Annotated in this window: 29 protein-coding genes; 11 read left to right on the top strand and 18 right to left on the bottom strand. The window is 67.1% G+C overall.

Annotated features, from left to right (window positions below; translation table 11 throughout):
* The first annotated feature begins 10 nt into the window (after window positions 1-10).
* The 10 genes from gspG to QZL87_RS13300 are packed head-to-tail and all read left to right on the top strand — an operon-like array spanning window position 11 to window position 6,121.
* Window positions 11-472, top strand: a complete 462-nt coding sequence (gspG, locus tag QZL87_RS13345) for a type II secretion system major pseudopilin GspG (RefSeq protein WP_295320183.1) — start codon at window positions 11-13, stop codon at window positions 470-472.
* The gene (locus tag QZL87_RS13340) at window positions 447-965 is read left to right on the top strand and encodes a GspH/FimT family pseudopilin (protein WP_295320180.1); all 519 of its coding nucleotides are present in this window, start codon (window positions 447-449) and stop codon (window positions 963-965) included. Before gspG ends, QZL87_RS13340 begins: the two co-directional genes overlap by 26 nt.
* Window positions 955-1,314: a type II secretion system minor pseudopilin GspI gene (gene gspI / locus QZL87_RS13335; RefSeq protein ID WP_295320178.1), complete on the top strand. Its 360-nt coding sequence runs from the start codon at window positions 955-957 to the stop codon at window positions 1,312-1,314. The genes QZL87_RS13340 and gspI overlap by 11 nt, the downstream gene beginning before the upstream one ends.
* Entirely contained in the window at window positions 1,311-1,922 is a 612-nt protein-coding gene (gene gspJ / locus QZL87_RS13330; RefSeq protein ID WP_295320176.1) for a type II secretion system minor pseudopilin GspJ, read from the top strand. Before gspI ends, gspJ begins: the two co-directional genes overlap by 4 nt.
* Window positions 1,919-2,692 (top strand): type II secretion system minor pseudopilin GspK, encoded by a 774-nt coding sequence (gene gspK, locus QZL87_RS13325; RefSeq protein WP_295320175.1) that lies wholly within the window; start codon window positions 1,919-1,921, stop codon window positions 2,690-2,692. The genes gspJ and gspK overlap by 4 nt, the downstream gene beginning before the upstream one ends.
* A 33-nt stretch (window positions 2,693-2,725) precedes the next feature.
* Window positions 2,726-3,010, top strand: a complete 285-nt coding sequence (locus QZL87_RS13320) for a type II secretion system protein GspK (protein WP_295320173.1) — start codon at window positions 2,726-2,728, stop codon at window positions 3,008-3,010.
* A gap of 1 nt (window position 3,011) precedes the next feature.
* Entirely contained in the window at window positions 3,012-4,157 is a 1,146-nt protein-coding gene (gspL, locus tag QZL87_RS13315; protein WP_295320171.1) for a type II secretion system protein GspL, read from the top strand.
* Window positions 4,154-4,636 (top strand): type II secretion system protein GspM, encoded by a 483-nt coding sequence (gene gspM, locus QZL87_RS13310; protein ID WP_295320169.1) that lies wholly within the window; start codon window positions 4,154-4,156, stop codon window positions 4,634-4,636. Before gspL ends, gspM begins: the two co-directional genes overlap by 4 nt.
* Entirely contained in the window at window positions 4,633-5,349 is a 717-nt protein-coding gene (gene gspN, locus QZL87_RS13305; RefSeq protein ID WP_295320167.1) for a type II secretion system protein N, read from the top strand. Before gspM ends, gspN begins: the two co-directional genes overlap by 4 nt.
* Window position 5,350: 1 nt before the next feature.
* Window positions 5,351-6,121 carry an A24 family peptidase gene (locus QZL87_RS13300; RefSeq protein ID WP_295320166.1) on the top strand — a complete coding sequence of 257 codons (771 nt, stop codon included), beginning with the start codon at window positions 5,351-5,353 and terminating at the stop codon, window positions 6,119-6,121.
* On the opposite strand, the gene pal is transcribed toward QZL87_RS13300, so the two are convergent.
* The 18 genes from pal to QZL87_RS13210 all read right to left on the bottom strand — a co-directional run bounded on the left by pal (window position 6,108) and on the right by QZL87_RS13210 (window position 17,620).
* A complete protein-coding gene (pal, locus tag QZL87_RS13295; protein WP_295326888.1) occupies window positions 6,108-6,620 on the bottom strand; it encodes a peptidoglycan-associated lipoprotein Pal in 513 nt (170 codons plus the stop codon). The genes QZL87_RS13300 and pal overlap by 14 nt on opposite strands.
* 109 nt (window positions 6,621-6,729) lie before the next feature.
* Window positions 6,730-8,094 carry a Tol-Pal system beta propeller repeat protein TolB gene (tolB, locus tag QZL87_RS13290; RefSeq protein ID WP_295320164.1) on the bottom strand — a complete coding sequence of 455 codons (1,365 nt, stop codon included), beginning with the start codon at window positions 8,092-8,094 and terminating at the stop codon, window positions 6,730-6,732.
* A gap of 5 nt (window positions 8,095-8,099) precedes the next feature.
* Entirely contained in the window at window positions 8,100-8,921 is an 822-nt protein-coding gene (locus QZL87_RS13285) for a hypothetical protein (RefSeq protein WP_295320161.1), read from the bottom strand.
* A 9-nt stretch (window positions 8,922-8,930) separates the two neighbouring features.
* Window positions 8,931-9,431 carry a protein TolR gene (tolR, locus tag QZL87_RS13280; RefSeq protein ID WP_295320159.1) on the bottom strand — a complete coding sequence of 167 codons (501 nt, stop codon included), beginning with the start codon at window positions 9,429-9,431 and terminating at the stop codon, window positions 8,931-8,933.
* Window positions 9,431-10,129, bottom strand: coding sequence for a protein TolQ (tolQ, locus tag QZL87_RS13275; RefSeq protein WP_295320158.1), 699 nt, complete (start codon window positions 10,127-10,129; stop codon window positions 9,431-9,433). Before tolQ ends, tolR begins: the two co-directional genes overlap by 1 nt.
* Window positions 10,123-10,617 carry a YbgC/FadM family acyl-CoA thioesterase gene (locus tag QZL87_RS13270; protein WP_295320156.1) on the bottom strand — a complete coding sequence of 165 codons (495 nt, stop codon included), beginning with the start codon at window positions 10,615-10,617 and terminating at the stop codon, window positions 10,123-10,125. Before QZL87_RS13270 ends, tolQ begins: the two co-directional genes overlap by 7 nt.
* A gap of 101 nt (window positions 10,618-10,718) precedes the next feature.
* Window positions 10,719-11,741, bottom strand: a complete 1,023-nt coding sequence (ruvB, locus tag QZL87_RS13265; RefSeq protein WP_295320153.1) for a Holliday junction branch migration DNA helicase RuvB — start codon at window positions 11,739-11,741, stop codon at window positions 10,719-10,721.
* A 37-nt stretch (window positions 11,742-11,778) separates the two neighbouring features.
* Window positions 11,779-12,204, bottom strand: a complete 426-nt coding sequence (locus tag QZL87_RS13260) for a hypothetical protein (RefSeq protein ID WP_295320152.1) — start codon at window positions 12,202-12,204, stop codon at window positions 11,779-11,781.
* Window positions 12,197-12,607 (bottom strand): GFA family protein, encoded by a 411-nt coding sequence (locus QZL87_RS13255; RefSeq protein WP_295320149.1) that lies wholly within the window; start codon window positions 12,605-12,607, stop codon window positions 12,197-12,199. Before QZL87_RS13255 ends, QZL87_RS13260 begins: the two co-directional genes overlap by 8 nt.
* Window positions 12,604-13,203, bottom strand: a complete 600-nt coding sequence (ruvA, locus tag QZL87_RS13250) for a Holliday junction branch migration protein RuvA (RefSeq protein WP_295320146.1) — start codon at window positions 13,201-13,203, stop codon at window positions 12,604-12,606. The genes QZL87_RS13255 and ruvA overlap by 4 nt, the downstream gene beginning before the upstream one ends.
* A 116-nt stretch (window positions 13,204-13,319) precedes the next feature.
* Window positions 13,320-13,823: a crossover junction endodeoxyribonuclease RuvC gene (gene ruvC, locus QZL87_RS13245; protein ID WP_295320143.1), complete on the bottom strand. Its 504-nt coding sequence runs from the start codon at window positions 13,821-13,823 to the stop codon at window positions 13,320-13,322.
* Entirely contained in the window at window positions 13,798-14,343 is a 546-nt protein-coding gene (locus tag QZL87_RS13240) for a hypothetical protein (RefSeq protein WP_295320141.1), read from the bottom strand. The genes ruvC and QZL87_RS13240 overlap by 26 nt, the downstream gene beginning before the upstream one ends.
* Window positions 14,340-15,086: a YebC/PmpR family DNA-binding transcriptional regulator gene (locus QZL87_RS13235; RefSeq protein ID WP_295320138.1), complete on the bottom strand. Its 747-nt coding sequence runs from the start codon at window positions 15,084-15,086 to the stop codon at window positions 14,340-14,342. The genes QZL87_RS13240 and QZL87_RS13235 overlap by 4 nt, the downstream gene beginning before the upstream one ends.
* 57 nt (window positions 15,087-15,143) lie before the next feature.
* Complete coding sequence (locus tag QZL87_RS13230; protein WP_295320136.1) at window positions 15,144-15,635, bottom strand: arsinothricin resistance N-acetyltransferase ArsN1 family B; 492 nt, start codon at window positions 15,633-15,635, stop codon at window positions 15,144-15,146.
* Window positions 15,632-15,952 (bottom strand): heavy metal-binding domain-containing protein, encoded by a 321-nt coding sequence (locus QZL87_RS13225; protein ID WP_295320134.1) that lies wholly within the window; start codon window positions 15,950-15,952, stop codon window positions 15,632-15,634. Before QZL87_RS13225 ends, QZL87_RS13230 begins: the two co-directional genes overlap by 4 nt.
* A gap of 69 nt (window positions 15,953-16,021) precedes the next feature.
* Window positions 16,022-16,873 (bottom strand): mechanosensitive ion channel domain-containing protein, encoded by an 852-nt coding sequence (locus QZL87_RS13220; protein WP_295320132.1) that lies wholly within the window; start codon window positions 16,871-16,873, stop codon window positions 16,022-16,024.
* A gap of 118 nt (window positions 16,874-16,991) precedes the next feature.
* Window positions 16,992-17,234: a DUF2312 domain-containing protein gene (locus QZL87_RS13215; protein WP_011540653.1), complete on the bottom strand. Its 243-nt coding sequence runs from the start codon at window positions 17,232-17,234 to the stop codon at window positions 16,992-16,994.
* A 65-nt stretch (window positions 17,235-17,299) separates the two neighbouring features.
* Window positions 17,300-17,620: a DUF1244 domain-containing protein gene (locus tag QZL87_RS13210; protein ID WP_295320130.1), complete on the bottom strand. Its 321-nt coding sequence runs from the start codon at window positions 17,618-17,620 to the stop codon at window positions 17,300-17,302.
* Window positions 17,621-17,730: 110 nt separating this feature from the next.
* Between QZL87_RS13210 and pyk the strand changes: the two genes are divergently transcribed.
* Entirely contained in the window at window positions 17,731-19,185 is a 1,455-nt protein-coding gene (pyk, locus tag QZL87_RS13205) for a pyruvate kinase (RefSeq protein WP_295320127.1), read from the top strand.
* The last annotated feature ends 138 nt before the right edge of the window (window positions 19,186-19,323 follow it).

Genomic DNA, 19,323 nt, shown 5'->3' with positions numbered 1-19,323 from the left:
CCTTCACTTGATGTTCGATACCGCCCGACCGACCGCGCACCGCCGCCGCAAGAAGGACGAACGCGGTTTCACGCTGACCGAATTGATGGTCGTCATCTTCATCATCGGGCTGCTCGCGACGGTGGTGATGATCAACGTCCTGCCCAGCCAGGACCGCGCCATGGTGACCAAGGCGAAGGCCGATATCGCGACGCTCGAAAATGCGCTCGAACAATATCGCCTCGACAATCTGGTCTATCCGGCATCGACCGACGGGCTGAACGCGCTCGTCACCGCGCCGCCCGCGCTGGCCCAGCCCGAACGCTATCGCCGCGGCGGCTATATCAAGAAACTGCCCGCCGACCCGTGGGGGCGCCCCTATAATTATCAGGCGCCGGGGCCGAACGGGAAGGCGTTCGACGTCTGGTCGCTCGGTGCCGACGGCGCCCCCGGCGGGACCGACGACAATGCGGATATTCGCAGCGATAATTGAGAGGCGTCTGTTCGACTGGGGCCCCGCCTGCGCGGGAGCACGTTCGCCGGACGGCGAACGTGGCTTCACTCTCGTCGAACTGATGGTCGCGCTCGCGATCCTTGCGCTCGCCGCGACGGCGGTCGTGCTCACCATTCCGGGCGAGGAACGCACGGTGCGCAGCGAGGCCGATCGGCTCGCGGCGCGCCTTGCCGCCGCGCGCGATGTCGCGGTGATCGAGGGGCGCAGCGTCGCGGTCAACTTTGCGCCCTCGGGCTATGGATTCGAACGGCGGGTCGCGGGCGAATGGCAAGTGCTGCCGGGCCGGGCCTTCGAACAGCGGAACTGGCCCGGCGACGTCCGCTTCGCGGCGGGCGACGGTCGCGGCGCGGCGCGCCTGCTCTTCGACCGCGTCGGCACCAGCCCGACTCCGCAGGCCATCGTGCTCGCCGGGGGAGACGCGCGCGAGGTCGTGCGTGTCTCCGCGACGGGGGAGGTCAGTCGTGAAGAATGAGCAGGGGTTCACGCTGCTCGAAATGCTCGTCGCGCTCAGCGTCATCAGCATCGCCGCGCTCGCGCTCGTCCGCCTCGATGCCTATGCGGTGCGCACCGCGGGCGACCTCGACGAAAGCACGATGGCGGGCATCGTCGCACAGAACCGCGCGGTCGAGCTATGGACCGACCCCGCGCCGCCGACGATCGGCAACAGCGCGATCGGAGTTTCCAACGCCGGGCGCAACTGGCGCGTCGAACAGCGCGTCGCGAGGACCGCAGATGACGCGCTGCTGCGCATCGACCTGCTCGTGCGCCCCGAAAGCGGGCGCGGGCAGGCGGCGCTGACAATCATCCGGCCGTCGCGATGAAGGACGAACGTGGCTTCACCCTCGTCGAGATGCTCGTCGCACTCTCCATCTTCGCGGCGATCGCGGCGATGGGCGTCGCTCTCCTGCGCAGCAGCGTCGATACGCAGGACGCGGTGCAGGAGCGGCTGAAGGCGATGGGCGGCATCAACCGTCTGCGCGCGGTGATGGCGAACGATCTGGCGCAGGCGGTCCAACGCTCGACGCGCGGCCCGGCGGGCGAGGCCATTCCTGCTTTCATCGGGTCGTCGAACGGCTTTGCCTTCGTCCATGGCGGTGCGGGCGCGCTCGACGGCAGCCCGCGCCCGAATGTGGAGCGCGTCGGCTATGCGCTCGTCGGGGGCGAGTGGCGCCGCGCGACGCAGCCGATGCTCGACGGAGCCGCGCTCGGCGACGGCGACCGGCTTGTGGGCGACGTTGCGGCGGTCGCGGTGCGCTATCGCGACGAACGGGGCAATTGGAGCGAAAACTGGACGTCGGAGCCGGGCGACCGGCTGCCGTGCGCGGTCGAGGTGCGGCTGACGCGCGCCGGGCGCGAGCCGCTGACGATGGCTTTCCTGACCGCTCCGACGCTGCCACCGCCGCCCGCCGCCGGGGTATCGGCGCCATGAAGCGCCAAACCAGGGGAGAACGCGGCGCGGCGCTGCTCAGCGTATTGCTGCTCGTTGCGGTGATGGCGGTGATCGCGGCCACCGCGCTCGACCGCTTGACGCTCGCGACGCGCATCGCGGGCAGCGCGGCGACGGTCGATCAGGGGCGTGCCTATGCCTTTGCCGCCGAACAGATTGCACTGCGCCGGGTCGCCGATCTCGTCGGGCGCGACCCGGCCAAGCTGACGCTCGCCGGTAATTGGCTGGGGCGCGATTTCACGCTGCCGCTGCCCGGCGGCGAAGGGCAGGCGAAGCTCGGCGATGCGAACAATTGCTTCAACCTCAACAGCCTTGTCGCCGAAACGATACCCGGGCGGTTCAGCCAGCGGTCGGCCGCGATGCGCCAGTTCGGCGAATTGATGATATTGCTCGGGATCGATTCCGGCGAGGCGCAGGCGATTGCGGGTGCGGCCGCCGACTGGATCGACAGCGACAGCAACGAAGGCCGGCTGGGCGCGGAGGATAATGTCTATCGATCGATGCAGGGCGCCTATCTGCCCGCCAACCGCAAGATGGCCGACGTCAGCGAACTGCGCGCGGTGCGCGGGGTCACTCCGAAAATCTATGCGCGGCTGAGGCCCTGGATCTGCGTGCTACCGGTGACCGATCCCGTAAAGCTGAACGTCAATACGCTCGCGCCCGAACAGGCGCCGCTGGTCGCGATGCTGCTGCCCGGCGAGATCGGTATCGCCGACGCACGGGCGGCGCTGGCGGCCTGCTGGCTCCGGTGACCAACCTGGTGGGCGGCCTGACGGGCGGCCTGGGTGGCGGCACGGGTGGCACGGGCGGCGCTGGCGGCGCGCCCCGCGGGCGGCTATGGCAGCAGCGTACGATTCTGGGAGGCGCGTGTGTTCGACGGACGCAAGCCGCCGAGTGATGTTGCCGAACAGGCGGGCGTGACCAGCCGCTGGCTGACGCTGACGACGAATGTGACGATGGGGGACGGTTTCTTGACCGCAGTTTCGCTGATCGATGCCAATGGCGGAGCGCCGTCTGCCGGAATGACGCCGCCGGTGATCGTGCGCCGCGATTGGGACGAGAGCGACTGACATGCCGCGCACGCTGGTTCTCTGGCTGCCCCCGGTGGCGGCGCTCGGTGAGGAAAATGCACCGCATCCGGCGTGGCTGCGCGTCGATGACGGGGTGATCGTCGATTCGGGACAGGATGACGGCTGGGTCGGCGCGTGGGAGAAGCCGCAGGATGATGACGCGGACGACCGGCTGGTCGCGCTGGCGCCCGCCGCCGACGTGCCGCTGCGCTGGCTCCGCTATCCCGACGCCGCGCCGGCGCAGGCGGCCGCCGCGGCGCGGATCGATGCGCTGAAGGAGAGCCTTGGGGATGCAGCGTCGCTGCATGTCGTGACGGGTCAGCCGACGGGCGAGGGGCAGGCCGTCCCGGTGGCGGTCACGACCCATGCCGCGATGACCGCGTGGACCGAGTGGCTGAAGGCGCGCGATCTGGCGCCCGCGATTTTCATTCCGGCTGCCGCTGCGGTGCCGCCCCCCGAACCCGATATGCTGTGGACAGTGGAGGTGGGCGGTGAGCAGATCGTGCGTAGCGCCGATCGCGCCTATCGCTCCGATCCCGAGCTCGATGCGCTGATCGCGGGCAGCCACGACATTGCCCCGCTCGACCCCGGCCGGATGCGCGAGGCGCTGCTGTTAACGCTCGCCGCACCGCCGCTCGACCTGCTGAGCGGCGGATGGAAGCCCAAGCGGAGCTGGGCGGTCGATCCGGCACTGTTGCGGATAGCGAAGCGGCTATTGGTCGCCCTTGTTGTCGTGAGCCTGCTCATTCCCGCCATCCATGCGGTGCGTCTCGCCTCTGACACCAACCGCGCCGACGAGGCGGTCGTGGCGATGGCGGAAAAGGGCGGCGTGACGGCGAGCGATGCCGCTGCGGCCGAAGCCGAACTCGACCGCCGTCTTGCGGCGGCCGGCGGAGGGCCGCTTGCCTTCTCGGTGCCGGCCTCGGCGCTTTACGATGCGATGGGCGACGCGCCCGGCGTGTCGCTCAAGACGCTGTCGCACCGCACCGACGGGACGCTGACGACGACGCTCGCCGCGCCGCGCGTCGAGGACATCAACCAGGTGCTGCTCGCGCTGCAGGCGCGCGGCTATCGCATCACCGCGCAGCCGATGGCGGGCAGCGACGGCCAGCAGATGGCGAATATCACGATCCGGGCGGTGCCATGACCGACAAGCTCAGACATTGGTGGGGCGGCCTTTCGCTACGCGAACGCTGGCTCGTCGGCGTTGCGGGCGTGCTGGCGCTCGGCGTGCTGATCTGGGGCGTTGCCCGGCCGGCGGTGGCGGCGTTCATCGATCTCGAAAGCCGGCATCGCGCCGCGATCGAGCGCGAGGGACGGGTCAAGGCCAAGGTGCAATTGCTCGGACGGACCCCCGCGAAATCCGGTGCGGCGGCGGCAGAGGCGCAAGCGATCGATCAATATCTGGCGCAATCGGCGGGTGAGATCGGGCTGATGCTCGACCGCAATGAGGCGCGGGGCGGCGGGCAGGCGACGATCGCCATCGCGACCGCCAAGGCGCCGGTGCTGATCGACTGGCTCGCTTCGCTCGAAGCGCAGGGCTTCGTCGTCGACCAACTGACGATCACCCCCGCGGCCGACGGCACCGTGGGATTGACCGCCGAGCTTCGGAAGGGCGGCCGATGAGCGCGCGTAGAGGGTGGATCATCGCCGGGGCCGCGCTCGCGCTGCTGCTGCTCATCGCGACCTTCCCGATGCGGCTCGCGCTCGCTTGGTCGGGCGCGACCGACGCGGGCGTCGCCGCACGCGAGGTTCGCGGTCCGGTCTGGTCGGGCCAACTTGTCGAAGCGCGGCTCGGGGCCTTGCCGCTCGGCACGGTGCGCGCGAGCCTTTCGCCGCTCGCGCTTCTCGGCGGGAATGTCGAACTCGCTTTCTCGCGGACCGACGAGCGGCTGGGCGCGCTGGCCGGACGCCTCTACGGCAGCGATCCGCGCGGCGTGTCCGACGTCAGCGGCACGACCTCGATGGCGGGCGGGCTGGGCGCGATCCCGGTGGACAGGATCAGTTTCGAGGGCGCGACGGTGCGCTTCGATGATGCAGGCAAATGCGCCGCCGCCGGCGGCCGGATCCGGCTTGTGGTCAGCGCGCCCATCGCGGGCCTCGATCTGTCGCGCGGCCTCTCCGGCCCGCTCAGCTGTGCGAACGGGCGCGCGCAGGCCGCGCTCGCCAGCCAGTCGGGCATGGAACGGCTGACGCTGTCGTTCGACGGCAGCGGTGCGTATCGCGCGCAATTCGCGATCAATGTCGACCGCGACCCGGCGATGGCCGCGGCGCTGGCCGCGCTCGGGTTCAAGGCGGGCGCGGGCGGGTTCGTGCTGGCGACCACGGGCCGCTTCTGACGTGACATATCTCGATGCCTTGCCCTTCGGCACGGGCATCGCCCTTGCCGGTCTGATCGGCTTGATCCTCGGCAGCTTCATCGCGACGCTGGTGCTGCGTTGGCCCGCGGGCCGGTCGGTGCTGGGGCGATCGCAGTGCGACGGGTGCGGACGTCCGCTCGGCGCGCTCGATCTGATCCCTTTGCTCTCGGCGCTCGCCGCGCGCGGGCGCTGCCGGACGTGCGGCGCGCCGATCGATCGCTTTCATTCGCGTGTCGAGGCGGGGTCGGCGCTGATCGGCATGATCGCGCTCGCCCTGATGCCCGGGATCACCGGCTGGCTATGGGCGCTTTTCGGCTGGCTGCTCCTGCCGCTCGCCTTGCTCGATGCGCGCCACTTCTGGTTGCCCGACCGGCTCGGCGCGCTGCTGGCGGTCACGGGCTTGCTGTTGGCGGGACCGCTGTTCGGAGCGGGATTGCTCGATCGCTGGATCGGCGCCGTCGCGGGCGGGATGACGCTCGCGCTTCTGGCCTGGGGTTACAAGCGGACGCGCGGCGCGGAGGGCATGGGCGGCGGCGATCCGAAACTCGTCGCGGCGATCGGCTGCTGGACCGGGTGGCAGGCACTGCCACTGCTACTGCTGCTCGCGAGCGCCGGCGGGATCGGCTGGGCCCTGTTCGCGCAACGAAAAGGGGACCGGCCGCTCGCCGAGCGACGGGTCCCCTTCGGTGTTTTCCTGAGCATCGCGGCATTCGCCGCGGCGCCCATCTGGCGCTGGCTTACTGGCCGATAACCACGGTGACCGCGCGGCGGTTCTTGGCATAGGCTGCTTCGGTCGAGCCGAGTTCGGCCGGACGTTCCTTGCCATAGCTGATGACGTTGATGCGGCTCGGGTCGATGCCGAGCGACGCCAGATAATTTTTCGCGGCATTGGCGCGGCGTTCGCCGAGGGCGATATTGTAATCGCGGGTGCCGCGTTCGTCGGCATGGCCTTCGAGCGTGACGCGAACTGCGGGGTTGCGCTGGAGCCACTGCGCCTGGCTCTGCAGCGTCGATTGATCCTGCGCGTCGACGTTATACTGGTCGAAGTCGAAGAAGATGCGGTCGCCCTCCAGGCCCACGCTGGCGAGGAAATCTTCCTGTGACCCCGGGATCACACCGGTGCCCGTGCCCGCGCCGGGGTCGGTTCCGGTGCCTTCGGGGGCCGGAGGCAGCGTGTCGGGAGCCTTTTTCGCGCAGGCGCCAACAGCAAGCATGGTGATCGCCGCGATCATCGCGGTGCTTTTCCGTATCGTCATGTTTTCTGTCCTCTTGTTGTTGTTGGGAAATCATTCTGCAGGCAAAAAGAACCGGCCGGACGCGATATTTGAACCCGAGCCGGGCGTTTTGGTTCCGCTTTGCTCAAGGCAGGACCGGGCCCCAGCTGGGATCCGATCCGTCCTGCGGCGTCGGCAGGCGGCGCAGGTTCACCCCGGTCAGATCGACCTGCCACAGGCTCGATTTGCCTTCGCGCCCGCGCGTCGTGCGGAAAAACTGGATGACGCGGCCGTTCGGCGACCAGGTCGGCGCCTCGTCCTGCCAGCTGTTGGTCAGCATCCGCACCCCGCCGCCCGACGGGGTCATCACGCCGATGCGGAATTCGCCGCCGCCCATGCGGGTGAACGCGATCAGGTCGCCGCGCGGCGACCATTCGGGGGTCGCATAACGCCCGCCGCCGAAGCTGATCCGCTGCTGGTTCGACCCGTCGATGTTCATCACATAGATTTGCTGGCTGCCCGACCGGTCGCTTTCGAAGACGATCTTTCTGCCATCGGGCGAGAAGCTGCCGCCGACGTCGATCCCGGGCGTGTTCGTCAGCCGCACCGGCGTGCCGCCATTGGCCGAGATGCGATAGATGTCGGTGTTGCCGCCGACCGCCATCGAATAGAGAATCTGCGTGCCGTCGGGCGACCAGCGCGGCGCGAAGGTCGCGTTGGCGCTTTCGGTCACCAGCTTCTGCGTCCCAGACGCGACGTCGTAGACGAAGACGCGGACGCGGTTGTTCAAATAGGAGACGTAGACGATCTTCTTGTAATCCGGCGAGAAGCGCGGGCTGATCGCAAGCGCCTGACCGTTGGTGATGAAACGGTGGTTGCCGCCATCCGAATCCATGATCGCGAGCCGCTTGATGCGATTCCCCTTGGGCCCGCTCTCGGCGATATAGGCGACGCGGCTGTCGAAGAAGGGCGCTTCGCCCGACAGGCGCGAATAGATGGCGTCGGCGCATTTATGCGCCGCGCGGCGCCAGTCGGCGGGCTGGATCTCGAACCCCTTGCGCACCAGCTCGCTGCCGAGCGCGGTGTCGTAAAGATAGCAGCCGACGATCAGGCTGCCGTTCGATCCGGCGTCCACAAAGCCGTGGACGACATTTTCGGCGCCGCGCGCCTGCCATTCGGCGAAGCGCGGCGCCTGTACCTCGGCGCGGGTGATCGCGCGGACCCCGTTCGGGCCGATCGGCTCGTAAAGGCCGCTGCGCTCGAGGTCGGCGGCGATGACGTCGGCGAGCTGGCGGCCGAGGCTGTCGGTGCGCAGCCCGGCGACCGTCTGCACCGACGCGGTGGCGAAAGGCGGGATGCCGATAACCGTGCGTTCGTTTGACAATTCGCCCTCGACCGTCTCGCGCGGCGTCGTCGGGGTAACCGCGGGCGGGGTCGGGGCGGTCTGCGCGAGCACCGGCGCGGTGGTCAGCAGCAGGGCGAGTGAAAGGCTGATCGGACGGAGAAGCATCTCTCTTACCTCTTGATGAAATCGAGCGTGTAATTCTGCCAGAAGCTGTAATTTTCTTCGGGCAGGTCGAAGGGGGCGGCGAGTTCCACCGCGCGTTTGGCGCATTCCTGGTGGCGCGGAATCTGGAATTTGTTGCTGTCGGTCTCGCCCGACGTGGTGACGCTGGTGAAGCCTGCGAGCGCACCCGACTGCGTCAGACGGAATTTCACGACGGTCTTGAGCTGGGCGACCTCGACCCCCGAAACGCGGCAGCCGTTCCAGCGCGGGGCGACCGCCGCCTTGATGCTGACGTCGATCGAACGGCGCACCTCGGCCGCGGTCGCCGCGGCGGGCGCGCCCTTGCTCGCTGGCGATTTGGGCTGCGATTTCGACAGGCCTTCGGCGATGCCGTCGAGCCGTCCGGTCGGGCGCGCGGGGCGGTCCTTCGCGGGCGGCGCCTTGGGGGCAGCCTTGGGCTGCGCCTTTTTGGCGGCCGGCGGCTGTTTCGGCGGCGCTTTCTTGGGCTTTGCGACCTGCTTGGGTGTCGGGGCAGGGGTGGGGCGCACGACGGGTTCGGGAAGCGGCGGAGCCGGCATGGGCTCGGGCGCCGCAATATCGACGTCATCCTCTTCGCCCAGCCGCGCGGCGGGCGGTGTCTCGCTGATCACCGGTGCGGTCGATTTCACCGCGGTTTCGGCGATCAGGTCGACCTCCATCGGCGGATTGTCGAAACGGCGCTCGCCCGCGGTCCACTGGACCGAGAGCAGGCCGATGATCAGGACATGCGCCGCCACCGCGATGACAAAGCCGCGTCCTTCCTTCCCCCCGAATGCCCGTTGTTCGGCCATCGTCCCAGCCTATCGCCCCGTTTCTGAACCGCCGGTGACCGCCGCGGCCGGTTCAGCATTCGCGCCGGTGGTGACCAGCGAAATCCGCGTCAGGCCGGCGCGATTGAGTTCGCCCATCACGCGCATCACGCGGCCGTAATCGAGCCCCTTGTCGGCGCGCAGCATGATCTGGCGCGGCCGGTCCTCGCCCTCATTAGCGCGGGCGATCGCGTCGAGACGGGCGGGAAGCTCGGCTTCGGGCACCACTTCTTCGCCGATATAGAGCGTGTCGTCGGCGCCGACCGACAGCTGAATCGGTTCCTGATCCTCGGTTTCGACGGGCTTCGCCCGGCTTTCGGGCAGGTCGATCGGCACGGCGGAGGCGAGCAGCGGCGCGGTGATCATGAAGATGATCAGTAGCACGAGCATCACATCGACGAGCGGGGTGACGTTGATCTCCGCCATCGGCGCGCGGCGGTTGCCGCGGCCGCGCCGGCCGCCGACGCCGCCCGAGGGGCCGGACATCGCCATCAGGCTTCGACCTCCAGTTCGCGGCTGAACGTCGCGTGCAGCCCGTCGGCAAAGCGACCGAGCCGCGATTCGAGCCGGTTCAGCCGCTGCGAAAAGGCGTTATAGGCGATGACGGCGGGGATCGCCGCGAACAGGCCGATCGCGGTCGCGAACAAGGCTTCGGCGATGCCGGGGGCGACGACGGCGAGACTGCTGTTATTTTCCGCCGCGATCGCGGTGAAGCTGCGCATAATGCCCCAGACGGTGCCGAACAGCCCGACGAAGGGTGCGACCGCGCCGATCGTCGCCAGCGTTCCGATCTTTTCGGCGAGCCGGTCGACTTCGCCCGCGACCGCCGAGTTCATCGCAATGCCGAGGCGTTCGCGGGTGCCTTCGCGATCGATATTCTTGCCCTTGGTCGACCGGCGCCATTCGCCGATTCCGGCCGACAGCACTTTCGCGCTCGGCAGGTCCTCGCCGCTGTTCTTGTCGAAGAATTTGTCGATATTGTCGGCGCGCCAGAAATCGCGCTCGAAGCGTTCCGACGCGCTCATCAGCTTGCCGACCCCGCGCCCGTGGGTGAAGATCACCGCCCAGACATAGATCGACGCGAGCAGCAGGCCGATCATCACCGCCTTCACGATGATGTCGGCCTGAAGGAACAGCGCGACCGGGGACAAGGTCGCCGCATCGGCGGCCAGCGAGATATTGTCTAGCAAGGGAAAGTCTCTCCATTCATGATGGCGGTGAATCGGTCGGCCCACCCCGCGGGCTGGCGGCGCGGCCGGCCCCCGGGCGAGAGGAAGGCTGCGGTCACTTGCGCGTCGGTCAGTATCACGGGTGTCAATGTCTCGCCGCTTAACGTGTCAGTTCCGCGAAGGATGCGCTGTGCGATGATCACGCTCGCGCCGCGCACCGCCTCGACCGTGCTGACGACAAGCAAATCGTCGTCGAGCTTCGCCGGGCTGCGGTATTTGATGGCGAGATCGGTGACCGCCCACGCGCCTTCGCCTGCCTCCATCGCCGCGCGCTGGTCGATGCCCGCGATCCGTAGCATGTCCGACCGCGCGCGCTCCATATAGCGCAGATAATTGGCGTGATAGACGATGCCCGACAGGTCGGTGTCCTCGAAATAGACGCGCGCCCGGTAATGATGCTCGGCCCCGACGAAGGCGCCGGGAACAAAGGGAGGCGGGGCGTTTACCATTCTCCCGACCGATAGCCGGTGGGCGACTCGCCGCAAAGCCCTCATAAACGATTCGTCGCAGATGGGGAGCGGTTGGCGGAATGAAAGCCGCGGAAATCGGCCTATTTCGCCTGATCGAAAAGTCCGTCCTGCGATCCCGCGGGCGGGTTGAGCCCCAGATGCTTCCAGGCGCTGGCGTTGAGCATGCGTCCGCGCGCGGTGCGCGCGATCAAACCGGCCTGGAGCAGATAGGGCTCGATCACATCCTCGATCGTGTCGCGCGGTTCGCTGAGCCCCGCCGCGAGTGTCTCCACCCCGACCGGACCGCCGCGATAAATGTCGGCGATCATCGTGAGATAGCGCCGGTCCATCGCGTCGAGCCCGAGCGCATCGACCTCGAGCCGGTTGAGCGCCGCATCGGCGGCGCTCGCGTCGACGACCGCATGGCCCGCAACGGTCGCGAAATCGCGCACGCGGCGGAGCAGGCGTCCCGCAATCCGCGGCGTTCCGCGCGACCGCTTTGCGATCTCCAGCGCGCCGTCGGTGGCGATCGGCAGCGCGAGCAGGCGCGCGGCACGCGAAATCACCTGTTCGAGCTCGGCGTGGGTATAGAAGTTGAGCCGCACCGGAATGCCGAAGCGGTCGCGCAGCGGCGTCGTCAGCAGTCCCTGCCGCGTCGTCGCGCCGACGAGGGTGAATTTGGGCAGGTCGATGCGCACCGAGCGCGCCGACGGCCCTTCGCCGATCATGATGTCGAGCGCGCGGTCCTCCATCGCGGGATAGAGAATCTCCTCGACCGCGGGCGCCAGCCGGTGGATCTCGTCGATGAACAGCACGTCGCCGTCCTCGAGATTGGTGAGCAATGCGGCGAGATCGCCCGCCTTGGCGATCACCGGGCCGCTGGTCGAGCGGAAGCCGACGCCAAGCTCCTTCGCGACGATCTGCGCGAGCGTCGTCTTGCCGAGCCCCGGCGGCCCGAAGAACAGCACATGGTCGAGCGCATCGCCGCGCGCCTTCGCCGCCTCGACGAAGATACGCAAATTCTCGCGCGCCGCCGCTTGCCCGACGAATTCGGCGAGCGATTTGGGGCGAAGCGCGGCGTCGGCGTCCTCGGGGGTGCGCAGGGGGGTGGTGAGGTCGGTCACGCCGTCGCCTTATCTACAAATCTGGTCATATCGCCAGCTAATCAAGAGGTGGTTTCGGAATCGACGTACGTTTGTGGGTCGTATCGCCGCCACAACCATAGCAAATGCGGGTCGGCCAGAAGGAATGGCGCGCACTTTCCAACTCGAAGCCGCTGGGCGGCATTCTATCGAAGACCGACTGTCCGCATTGGGGGCATCCCTTCGACGCTAGGCGCCGCCCGAGATATTCGAAAAATTCCGATGTGTCGTATTCTGCCCGGCGCCAGACCGGCCCACGGTCGCCGATCAACCCGCCAACCACAAGACACACGAGAGCCAACTGGAAGTCGATGCTATCGACTGGGCTGCCAACTGCGTACAGGAATCCGACAATTATCATGGGCATGCCCAAAAGGCCCAACAGGCGCATGGCAAGCCAAACATAATAGGGCGGGCGTTCCGATCCGGTGGCCGGTTCAGTCATAATGCTCGATCCCTTCGCCGGTGATCGAAACCCAAGGCTCCTTGCGCTCCTCATAGACTGAATAATCGGGCACGAAGCCGTGGCCGGGCTCGAAATTGCCGAGCGGGATTGCATAGGCGTCATGATAGGGCCGCGCCCGATACCAGACGCCCGAACCGCAGGTGGCGCAGAAGAAGAAGTCGGCGGTGTTGCCGCTGTCGCCGGTATATTGCCACATCTTCGCATTGGCTTCGCCCTCGATGCGGACCTGTTCGGCGGGGAAGCGCACCTGCGCGGCAAAGGCGCTGCCGCTGCGCGCCTTGCACTCGCGGCAGTGGCAGACCGACACGCGGATCGGTTCGCCCGTGCAGGCGATGCGTATTTTGCCGCAGCGGCAGGATGCGTTGCGGACACAGCCGGTCACTTGGCCGCCTTCCTGAGCGCGGCGCGAACCAGCGCGTCGAGGCTCGCGCCCGCACCGAGTTCTTCGCTTGCGGCCGCGACCGCGGTGCTTGCTTCGCCGGGCTTGAAGCCGAGACCGGTGAGCGCCGCGACGGCGTCGCCGAGCGGGCCGGACGTAGCGGAGAGGGCCGGGCCACCGCCGGCGATTCCGCCTAGCGCGCCGGCCTTGTCCTTCAGCTCATGCGCGATCCGCTGCGCCAATTTCGGCCCGACGCCGTTGGCACGCGCGATCATCGCGCTGTCGCCGCTGGCGAGCGCGCGTTGCAGGTCGCCGATTTCGAGCGCGGAGAGGATCGCGAGCGCGACCTTGGCGCCGACGCCCTGGACGCTGGTGAGCAGGCGGAACCAGTCGCGTTCCTCGGCCTTGGCGAAGCCGAGGAGGCGCAGGAAATCCTCGCCGACGAGCATCTCGGTATGGATGGTGACGTCGCCGCCGACCGGGCCGAGCGCGTCCAGCGTGCGCGCCGATGCCTCGACCAGATAGCCGACGCCGCCGACGTCGATCACCGCATGGCCTGCGCTGCTGCTGTCGAGCCGTCCAGTGAGTTTGGCGATCATCGAGCCCCCCAATATCCGTTCGCGCTGAGCTTGTCGAAGCGCCGTTCTTTCACTCTTTGTTCTCCTTAAGAGAAGAACGGTCCTTCGACAAGCTCAGGACGAGCGGACGGGAGGATTTAGCGCAGGGGCCGATGGTTCGCATGGCAGATCGCCACCGCCAACGCATCCGCCGCGTCGGGGCCTGCGACTTTCGCGCCGGGCAGCAGCACGCGCAGCATCGCCTGCACCTGTTCCTTCGCTGCGCCGCCGGTGCCGACGATCGCTTTCTTGACGAGCCGCGGCGCATATTCGGTGACCGCCAGCCCGCCGCGCGCGCAGCCGAGCAGGACGACGCCGCGCGCGTGGGCGAGCTTCAGCGTCGATTGCGGATTGTCGTTGACGAACACTTCCTCGACCGCGGCGCACATCGGCGCATGATCGGCGATCACCGCGGCGAGCATTGTGTCGAGGTGCGCGAGTCGGTCGGGCAGGGGCGCCTTGGCGTCGGTCTTCACCTGCCCGTTGGCGACATGGCTGATCCGGCTGCCCTCGACGCGGATGACGCCCCAGCCGGTGCAGCTGAGCGAGGGGTCGAGGCCCAGAATGATCCCCGGGTCAGAACCAGCCGTCGAAAGGGCCATCGAGCGTTTCGTTCAACTGCTCGCGCAGCGCCGCCGGCGCACGGTCGCGGACCGCCTCGGCCATCGCCGATGCGTCTAGGCCGTTGCCGCACTCGAGCCGCCCCAGCGACTTGCCGCCGTCGGGCCCCGCGACGATCGCGATGCCCGAATAGGTGAAGCCGGGCCGCGTCGTGGCCTGTCCGTTTGCGCCCTCGAACACGACATAATGCGTGTCGCCGCGCGTGAAGCGGATGTGGCTTTGATGCCCGCCCTGCTGCCCATTGACGAAACCCAGGCGGATGTTCGACCAGTCGGGCTTGCTGGCGATTTCCATCTCGGTTCTGGCTGCGCTGCCGAAGCGATAGGTCACGCGGTCGGAGCCGCCACAGACGCTGCCGATCTTCCTGCCGAAGCGGCACGAATAGAGCGGTTCCTCGCCGGCCTTGCAAAGTCCCGCCACAGCGGGCGCGGTCATCGCCATCGGGGCGGACCCCGCGAGGAGGCCCGCGATCAATGCGGTCGCGGCGAAGCGCCCGATCACCCGAGCTTTTCCATCACCGCATCGGGGATTTCGTAATTGCCCCATACGGTCTGGACGTCGTCGTCGTCGTCGAGCGTGTCGATCAGCTTGAATAGGGTCTGCGCGACCGCCTCGTCGGCAACCTCGCTTTTCAGCGTCGGGCGCCACGCGAGCTTGACGCCTTCGGCCTCGCCGAGCTTGCCCTCGAGCGCCTTCGCGACTTCGTGCAGGCTGTCGGTGCTCGTCCAGATGTCGTGGCCGTCCTCGGACGATTCGACGTCGTCGGCGCCCGCGTCGAGCGCGGCTTCGAACACCGTGTCGGCGTCGCCGGCGCTGGCGGCATAGTTGATCAGGCCGAGCCGGTCGAAACCGTGGCTGACGCTGCCCGAGGTGCCGAGGTTGCCGCCGTTCTTGCTGAACGCGGTGCGGACGTTGGTCGCGGTGCGGTTGCGATTGTCGGTCAGCGCCTCGACAATCAGCGACACGCCGCCGGGGCCATAGCCTTCATAGCGGATTTCCTCGTAATTCTCGCCGTCGCCGCCCGCGGCCTTGTCGATCGCGCGCTGGATATTGTCCTTGGGCATCGACTGCGCCTTGGCGGCGTTGACCGCCGCCCGAAGACGGGCATTCGCGTCGGGATCGGGCAGGCCCATCTTCGCCGCGACGGTGATTTCGCGGCTGAGCTTCGAGAAGAGGCTGCTGCGCTTTTTGTCCTGCGCACCCTTGCGGTGCATGATGTTCTTGAATTTGCTATGGCCGGCCATGGCTCTCTTCTTTTTGGCTGGGAGGAACTGGAGGCGCGCTTACATCAGGACCGAACGTCAAAGCAACCGCTGCCACCATCCGACATCGCGCCAGCCGCCCATTTTCCAACCGACCTCGCGGTAGATTCCGACCGGCCTGAAGCCCATTGCTTCATGCAAGCCGATGCTTGCGTCATTCGGCAAGGCAATTCCGGCAAAGATTGCGTGGACGTTGCGATCCTTCAGAATCGGAAACAGTGCATCATAAAGCTGCCGCCCAACTCCGGAACGTGCAAAAGCCACATCGACGTAAACCGTGACATCTGCCGAAGTCGCATACGCTTCTCGTGTGCGGTGAGGCGAGCCATAGGCATATCCCGCAATTTGGCCTTCGACTTCCGCAACCAGCCAGCCATGGCTTGCCCCGTAATCTTCTATCCGGCGCGCCATTTCAATCGCATCGGGCGGATCGCGTTCGAAACTGACCCAATTGTCGATGACATAGGGCGCATAAATCTCGGCACAGCGCGCGGCATCGGCCGACGCGGCTGGACGGATGTGGGCACTCACCCCAGCGTCACCGCGGTTCCCGACGCGCTGACCATCAGCATCGAGCCGTTCTGGCCGAGCACTTCATAGTCGAGGTCGACGCCGATCACCGCATTGCCGCCGAGGCGTGCGGCCTCGGCTTCCATCTCGGCGATCGCTTCCTTGCGCGCGCGGGCGAGGACGTCCTCATATTTGCCCGAACGGCCGCCGACGATGTCGGTGATTGACGCGAACAGGTCGCGGAACAGATTGGCGCCGACGATCACCTCGCCGGTGACGATGTCCAGATATTCGCGGACCGGACGACCTTCGACATTGTTGGTGGTGGTGCTGAACATAGGATATATCTTTTCTGGCTAGGGGCTGACTCTAAGCTGCTATGTGTAGGCATAAGCCGCCGGATGCACTCATATGTTCTGCGGCTGGCTTGGCGGCTTGATCGGCGGCATGCGCAATTCGATCTCGCCCTTGCTGATTTCGACGCCGTGCGGGTAGGGAATGTCGATACCCTCGCGATCGAAGGCTTCCTTGACCCATTGCAGCATGTCGGCGCGGTACTGGAAATAATCGTCGATGCTTGTCCACGCCCGCACGGAAATATCGACCGAATATTCGCCCAGATTGTCCACCCCGATCCAGATCGGCGGTTCGGTTCGCGTCCGCGGGTCCGCCATCAGCACGTCCCGGACGGCCTTTGCCGCCTTGTCGATATCATCGTCATAGCCGATCCCGAACAGGAGGATGCAGCGGCGGATTCCTTCGCGGGAGAAATTGACGATCGGGTTCGATACGGCCTGGGTGTTGGGGACGTAAATCCGCTTGTCGTCGAGCGTTTCCAATTGGGTGAAGAACAGGTCGAGGTCGACGACCTGCCCTTCGAGCCCATTGACTTCGACGAAATCGCCGATCCGGTACGGCCGCATGAAGGCGATCATGATCCCGGATGCGACATTGCCCAGGGTTCCTTGCAGCGCGAGGCCGATCGCCAGGGCTCCTGCGCCGAGCGCGGCGACCAGGCTGGCCGTCTGCACCCCGAATTTCTGCAACACCGCGATCACGACGAAGGCGATGATCACATAGCGTATGACCAGTGCGAGAAAGGAGCCGAGCGTCTCGTCGATGCGCGGATGCTTCGCGGCCTGCCGCCGCGCCGCATTGGAAATGAAGAACGCCAGCCAGAGCCCGGCGGCAAGGATGACGCCGGCATACAGGATTTGCAGTCCCCACACGATCGCGGTGTTGACGAGTTGCGGGGTCACAGCGGGGGCAATATCCACAGTCAAAGCGGCATTCCGTTCCTTTCGCTAGGCCCGATGGCCCGGCATTCTGGCTTCTGCCAACCTGTTTGGCAACGCCGCGAAACCGGTGAAGACGGCGCTAGTCGATCCCCAGCGCCGATTTATAGACGTCGAGAATCGCTTCCATTTCCTTGCGGTCGTGTGGCGGCAGCTTACGCAGGCGGACGATCTGGCGCATGATCTTCGGATCATAACCCTGCGATTTCGCTTCGTTATAGGTGTCGCGGATGTCGTCGGCGATGCCCTTCTTCTCTTCTTCCAGACGCTCGATGCGCTCGATGAAAAGGCGCAGTTGTTCGTCGGACACGGTGGCTTCGCTCATTTTATACTCCGCTGATGCTGGGTGGTGATGTGGCGAGAATCGCCCTCGGCGTCCACCTAGCGGCGTCAGGGGTTCTTCGCCATGCTTTCTTCCATCCGCGCGAGCTGTTCGGGTGTCGCCGCGACGTGATGGTGCGCTTTCCACTCCGCGGTCGGCATGCCGTGGACGATCGCGCGCGCCGCTTCCTTGTCCATGCCGCCCGCCTCCGCGATCCAGTCGCCGAGGCAGTTGCGGCAGAAGCCGGCAAGGCCCATCAGATCGATGTTGGCGGCGTCGCTGCGATGCTGGAGCAGGCGGACGAGGCGGCGGAATGCGGCGGCCGCGACGGCGTCGTCGAGGCTATCGAGCGCGTCGTTCCCGGTCGTCTGATCGTCGCTGCAGGACATGGTTCCTCCGTTGAATGATTGAATAGCTATACGGTTGTTGCCTAGACTGTATCAAGGCGGCATTGCCCTAGCGTCCCCCCGACCTAAACTATCCAGTCACCGGAGCATTTGTGGTTCAGAGCTTTACCCCCCGCCAGCGCAAGGTCCGCATCCTGGCGACCCTCGGTCCCGCCAGCGCCAATGCCGAGATGATCGCGCAGCTGCACCGAGCGGGCGCCGATGCCTTTCGCGTCAACATGAGCCACGGCGACCATGAAGGCCATGCGAAGGTGATCGCCGCGATCCGCGCGCTCGAAAAGGAGACTGGCCGACCGACGACGATCCTCGTCGACCTGCAGGGGCCGAAGCTGCGCGTCGGGACGTTCAAGGACGGCCCCGCCGAACTGATCAAGGGCAAGCCCTTCATACTCGACGCCGACAAGGCGCCGGGCGACGCGACCCGCGTCCATCTGCCGCATCCCGAGCTCTTTGCCGCGCTCGAACCCGATACGCGGCTGCTCGTCGACGATGGCAAGCTGGTGCTGCGCGTGAAGAGCGTCGCGCCCGAGCGCATCGAGACGATCGTCGAGGTCGGCGGCCGGATTTCGGACCGCAAGGGCGTCAACGTCCCCGACGTCGTCGTCCCGCTCGCGGCGCTGACCGAAAAGGACCGCAAGGACCTCGCTTTCGCGCTCGAACAGCATGTCGACTGGATCGCGCTGTCGTTCGTGCAGCGGCCCGAGGACGTCGCCGAGGCGCGCCGCCTGATCGGCGGCAAGGCGGCGCTGCTCGTCAAGTTCGAGAAGCCTTCGGGCGTGCAGCGGATCGAGGAAATCCTCGAACTCGCCGACGCGGCGATGGTCGCGCGCGGCGACCTCGGGGTCGAATTGCCCCCCGAGGCGGTGCCGCCGCTCCAGAAGCGTATCGTCGCGACCGCGCGGCGGATGGGCAAGCCGGTCGTCGTCGCGACGCAGATGCTCGAATCGATGATCGTCTCGCCCTCGCCGACGCGCGCCGAGGTGTCCGACGTCGCGACCGCCGTCTATGACGGGGCAGACGCGATCATGCTCTCGGCCGAGACCGCGGCGGGCGCCTGGCCGGTCGAGGCCGTCACCATGATGGATTCGATCGCGCGTTCGGTCGAAAGCGATCCCGACTATTTCCGCCGCCTCCATTTCACCGAGACCGCGCCCGACGCGACGACCGCCGATGCGCTCGCCGAGGCGGCGGGGAGCATCATCACGACGATCGCCGCCGACGCGATCATCTGTTTCACCGCATCGGGATCGACCGCGCGCCGCGTCGCGCGCGAGCGGCCGGGCGCGCCGCTGCTGGTGCTGACGCCGAAGAAGGAAGCGGCGCGGCGCATGGGGTTGCTGTGGGGCGCCCATGCGGTGCCGACGAAGGATATCGGCAGCTTCGAGGAGATGATCGCCAAGGGCAAGCGCATGGCGCTGCGCCACGGGATCGGCAAGGCGGGCGCGAAGCTCGTGATGATGGCGGGGGTTCCGTTCGGCACGCCGGGGTCGACCAACGTGCTCCATGTCGCGACGCTGACCGGCGACGAATTGCGCGGGTATAGCTGACCGAAACGCGAACTCGCGGCCATCGACAATAATCCGTCGCCCCCGCGAAGTCGGGGGCCGCGGTGGCCGTTGTCCTTCGTGGCTTCGTAAACCTCCAGCGGCCCCCGCCTGCGCGGGGGCGACGGTTATCCCTGATTC

Source organism: uncultured Sphingopyxis sp. (genome assembly GCF_900078365.1).
Classification (GTDB): Bacteria; Pseudomonadota; Alphaproteobacteria; order Sphingomonadales; family Sphingomonadaceae; genus Sphingopyxis.
This window is presented reverse-complemented; position numbering and strand designations above follow the sequence as displayed.

Excerpts from the sequence above, each read along its gene's own strand:
- gspG (WP_295320183.1), top strand. The coding sequence starts at position 11 with ATGTTCGATACCGCCCGACCGACCGCGCACCGCCGCCGCAAGAAGGAC.
- QZL87_RS13340 (WP_295320180.1), top strand. The coding sequence starts at position 447 with ATGCGGATATTCGCAGCGATAATTGAGAGGCGTCTGTTCGACTGGGGC.
- gspJ (WP_295320176.1), top strand. The coding sequence starts at position 1,311 with ATGAAGGACGAACGTGGCTTCACCCTCGTCGAGATGCTCGTCGCACTC.
- gspK (WP_295320175.1), top strand. The coding sequence starts at position 1,919 with ATGAAGCGCCAAACCAGGGGAGAACGCGGCGCGGCGCTGCTCAGCGTA.
- gspL (WP_295320171.1), top strand. The coding sequence starts at position 3,012 with ATGCCGCGCACGCTGGTTCTCTGGCTGCCCCCGGTGGCGGCGCTCGGT.
- gspM (WP_295320169.1), top strand. The coding sequence starts at position 4,154 with ATGACCGACAAGCTCAGACATTGGTGGGGCGGCCTTTCGCTACGCGAA.
- gspN (WP_295320167.1), top strand. The coding sequence starts at position 4,633 with ATGAGCGCGCGTAGAGGGTGGATCATCGCCGGGGCCGCGCTCGCGCTG.
- tolB (WP_295320164.1), bottom strand. The coding sequence starts at position 8,094 with ATGCTTCTCCGTCCGATCAGCCTTTCACTCGCCCTGCTGCTGACCACC.
- QZL87_RS13285 (WP_295320161.1), bottom strand. The coding sequence starts at position 8,921 with ATGGCCGAACAACGGGCATTCGGGGGGAAGGAAGGACGCGGCTTTGTC.
- tolR (WP_295320159.1), bottom strand. The coding sequence starts at position 9,431 with ATGGCGATGTCCGGCCCCTCGGGCGGCGTCGGCGGCCGGCGCGGCCGC.
- QZL87_RS13270 (WP_295320156.1), bottom strand. The coding sequence starts at position 10,617 with ATGGTAAACGCCCCGCCTCCCTTTGTTCCCGGCGCCTTCGTCGGGGCC.
- QZL87_RS13260 (WP_295320152.1), bottom strand. The coding sequence starts at position 12,204 with ATGACTGAACCGGCCACCGGATCGGAACGCCCGCCCTATTATGTTTGG.
- ruvA (WP_295320146.1), bottom strand. The coding sequence starts at position 13,203 with ATGATCGCCAAACTCACTGGACGGCTCGACAGCAGCAGCGCAGGCCAT.
- ruvC (WP_295320143.1), bottom strand. The coding sequence starts at position 13,823 with ATGGCCCTTTCGACGGCTGGTTCTGACCCGGGGATCATTCTGGGCCTC.
- QZL87_RS13235 (WP_295320138.1), bottom strand. The coding sequence starts at position 15,086 with ATGGCCGGCCATAGCAAATTCAAGAACATCATGCACCGCAAGGGTGCG.
- QZL87_RS13225 (WP_295320134.1), bottom strand. The coding sequence starts at position 15,952 with ATGTTCAGCACCACCACCAACAATGTCGAAGGTCGTCCGGTCCGCGAA.
- QZL87_RS13215 (WP_011540653.1), bottom strand. The coding sequence starts at position 17,234 with ATGAGCGAAGCCACCGTGTCCGACGAACAACTGCGCCTTTTCATCGAG.
- QZL87_RS13210 (WP_295320130.1), bottom strand. The coding sequence starts at position 17,620 with ATGTCCTGCAGCGACGATCAGACGACCGGGAACGACGCGCTCGATAGC.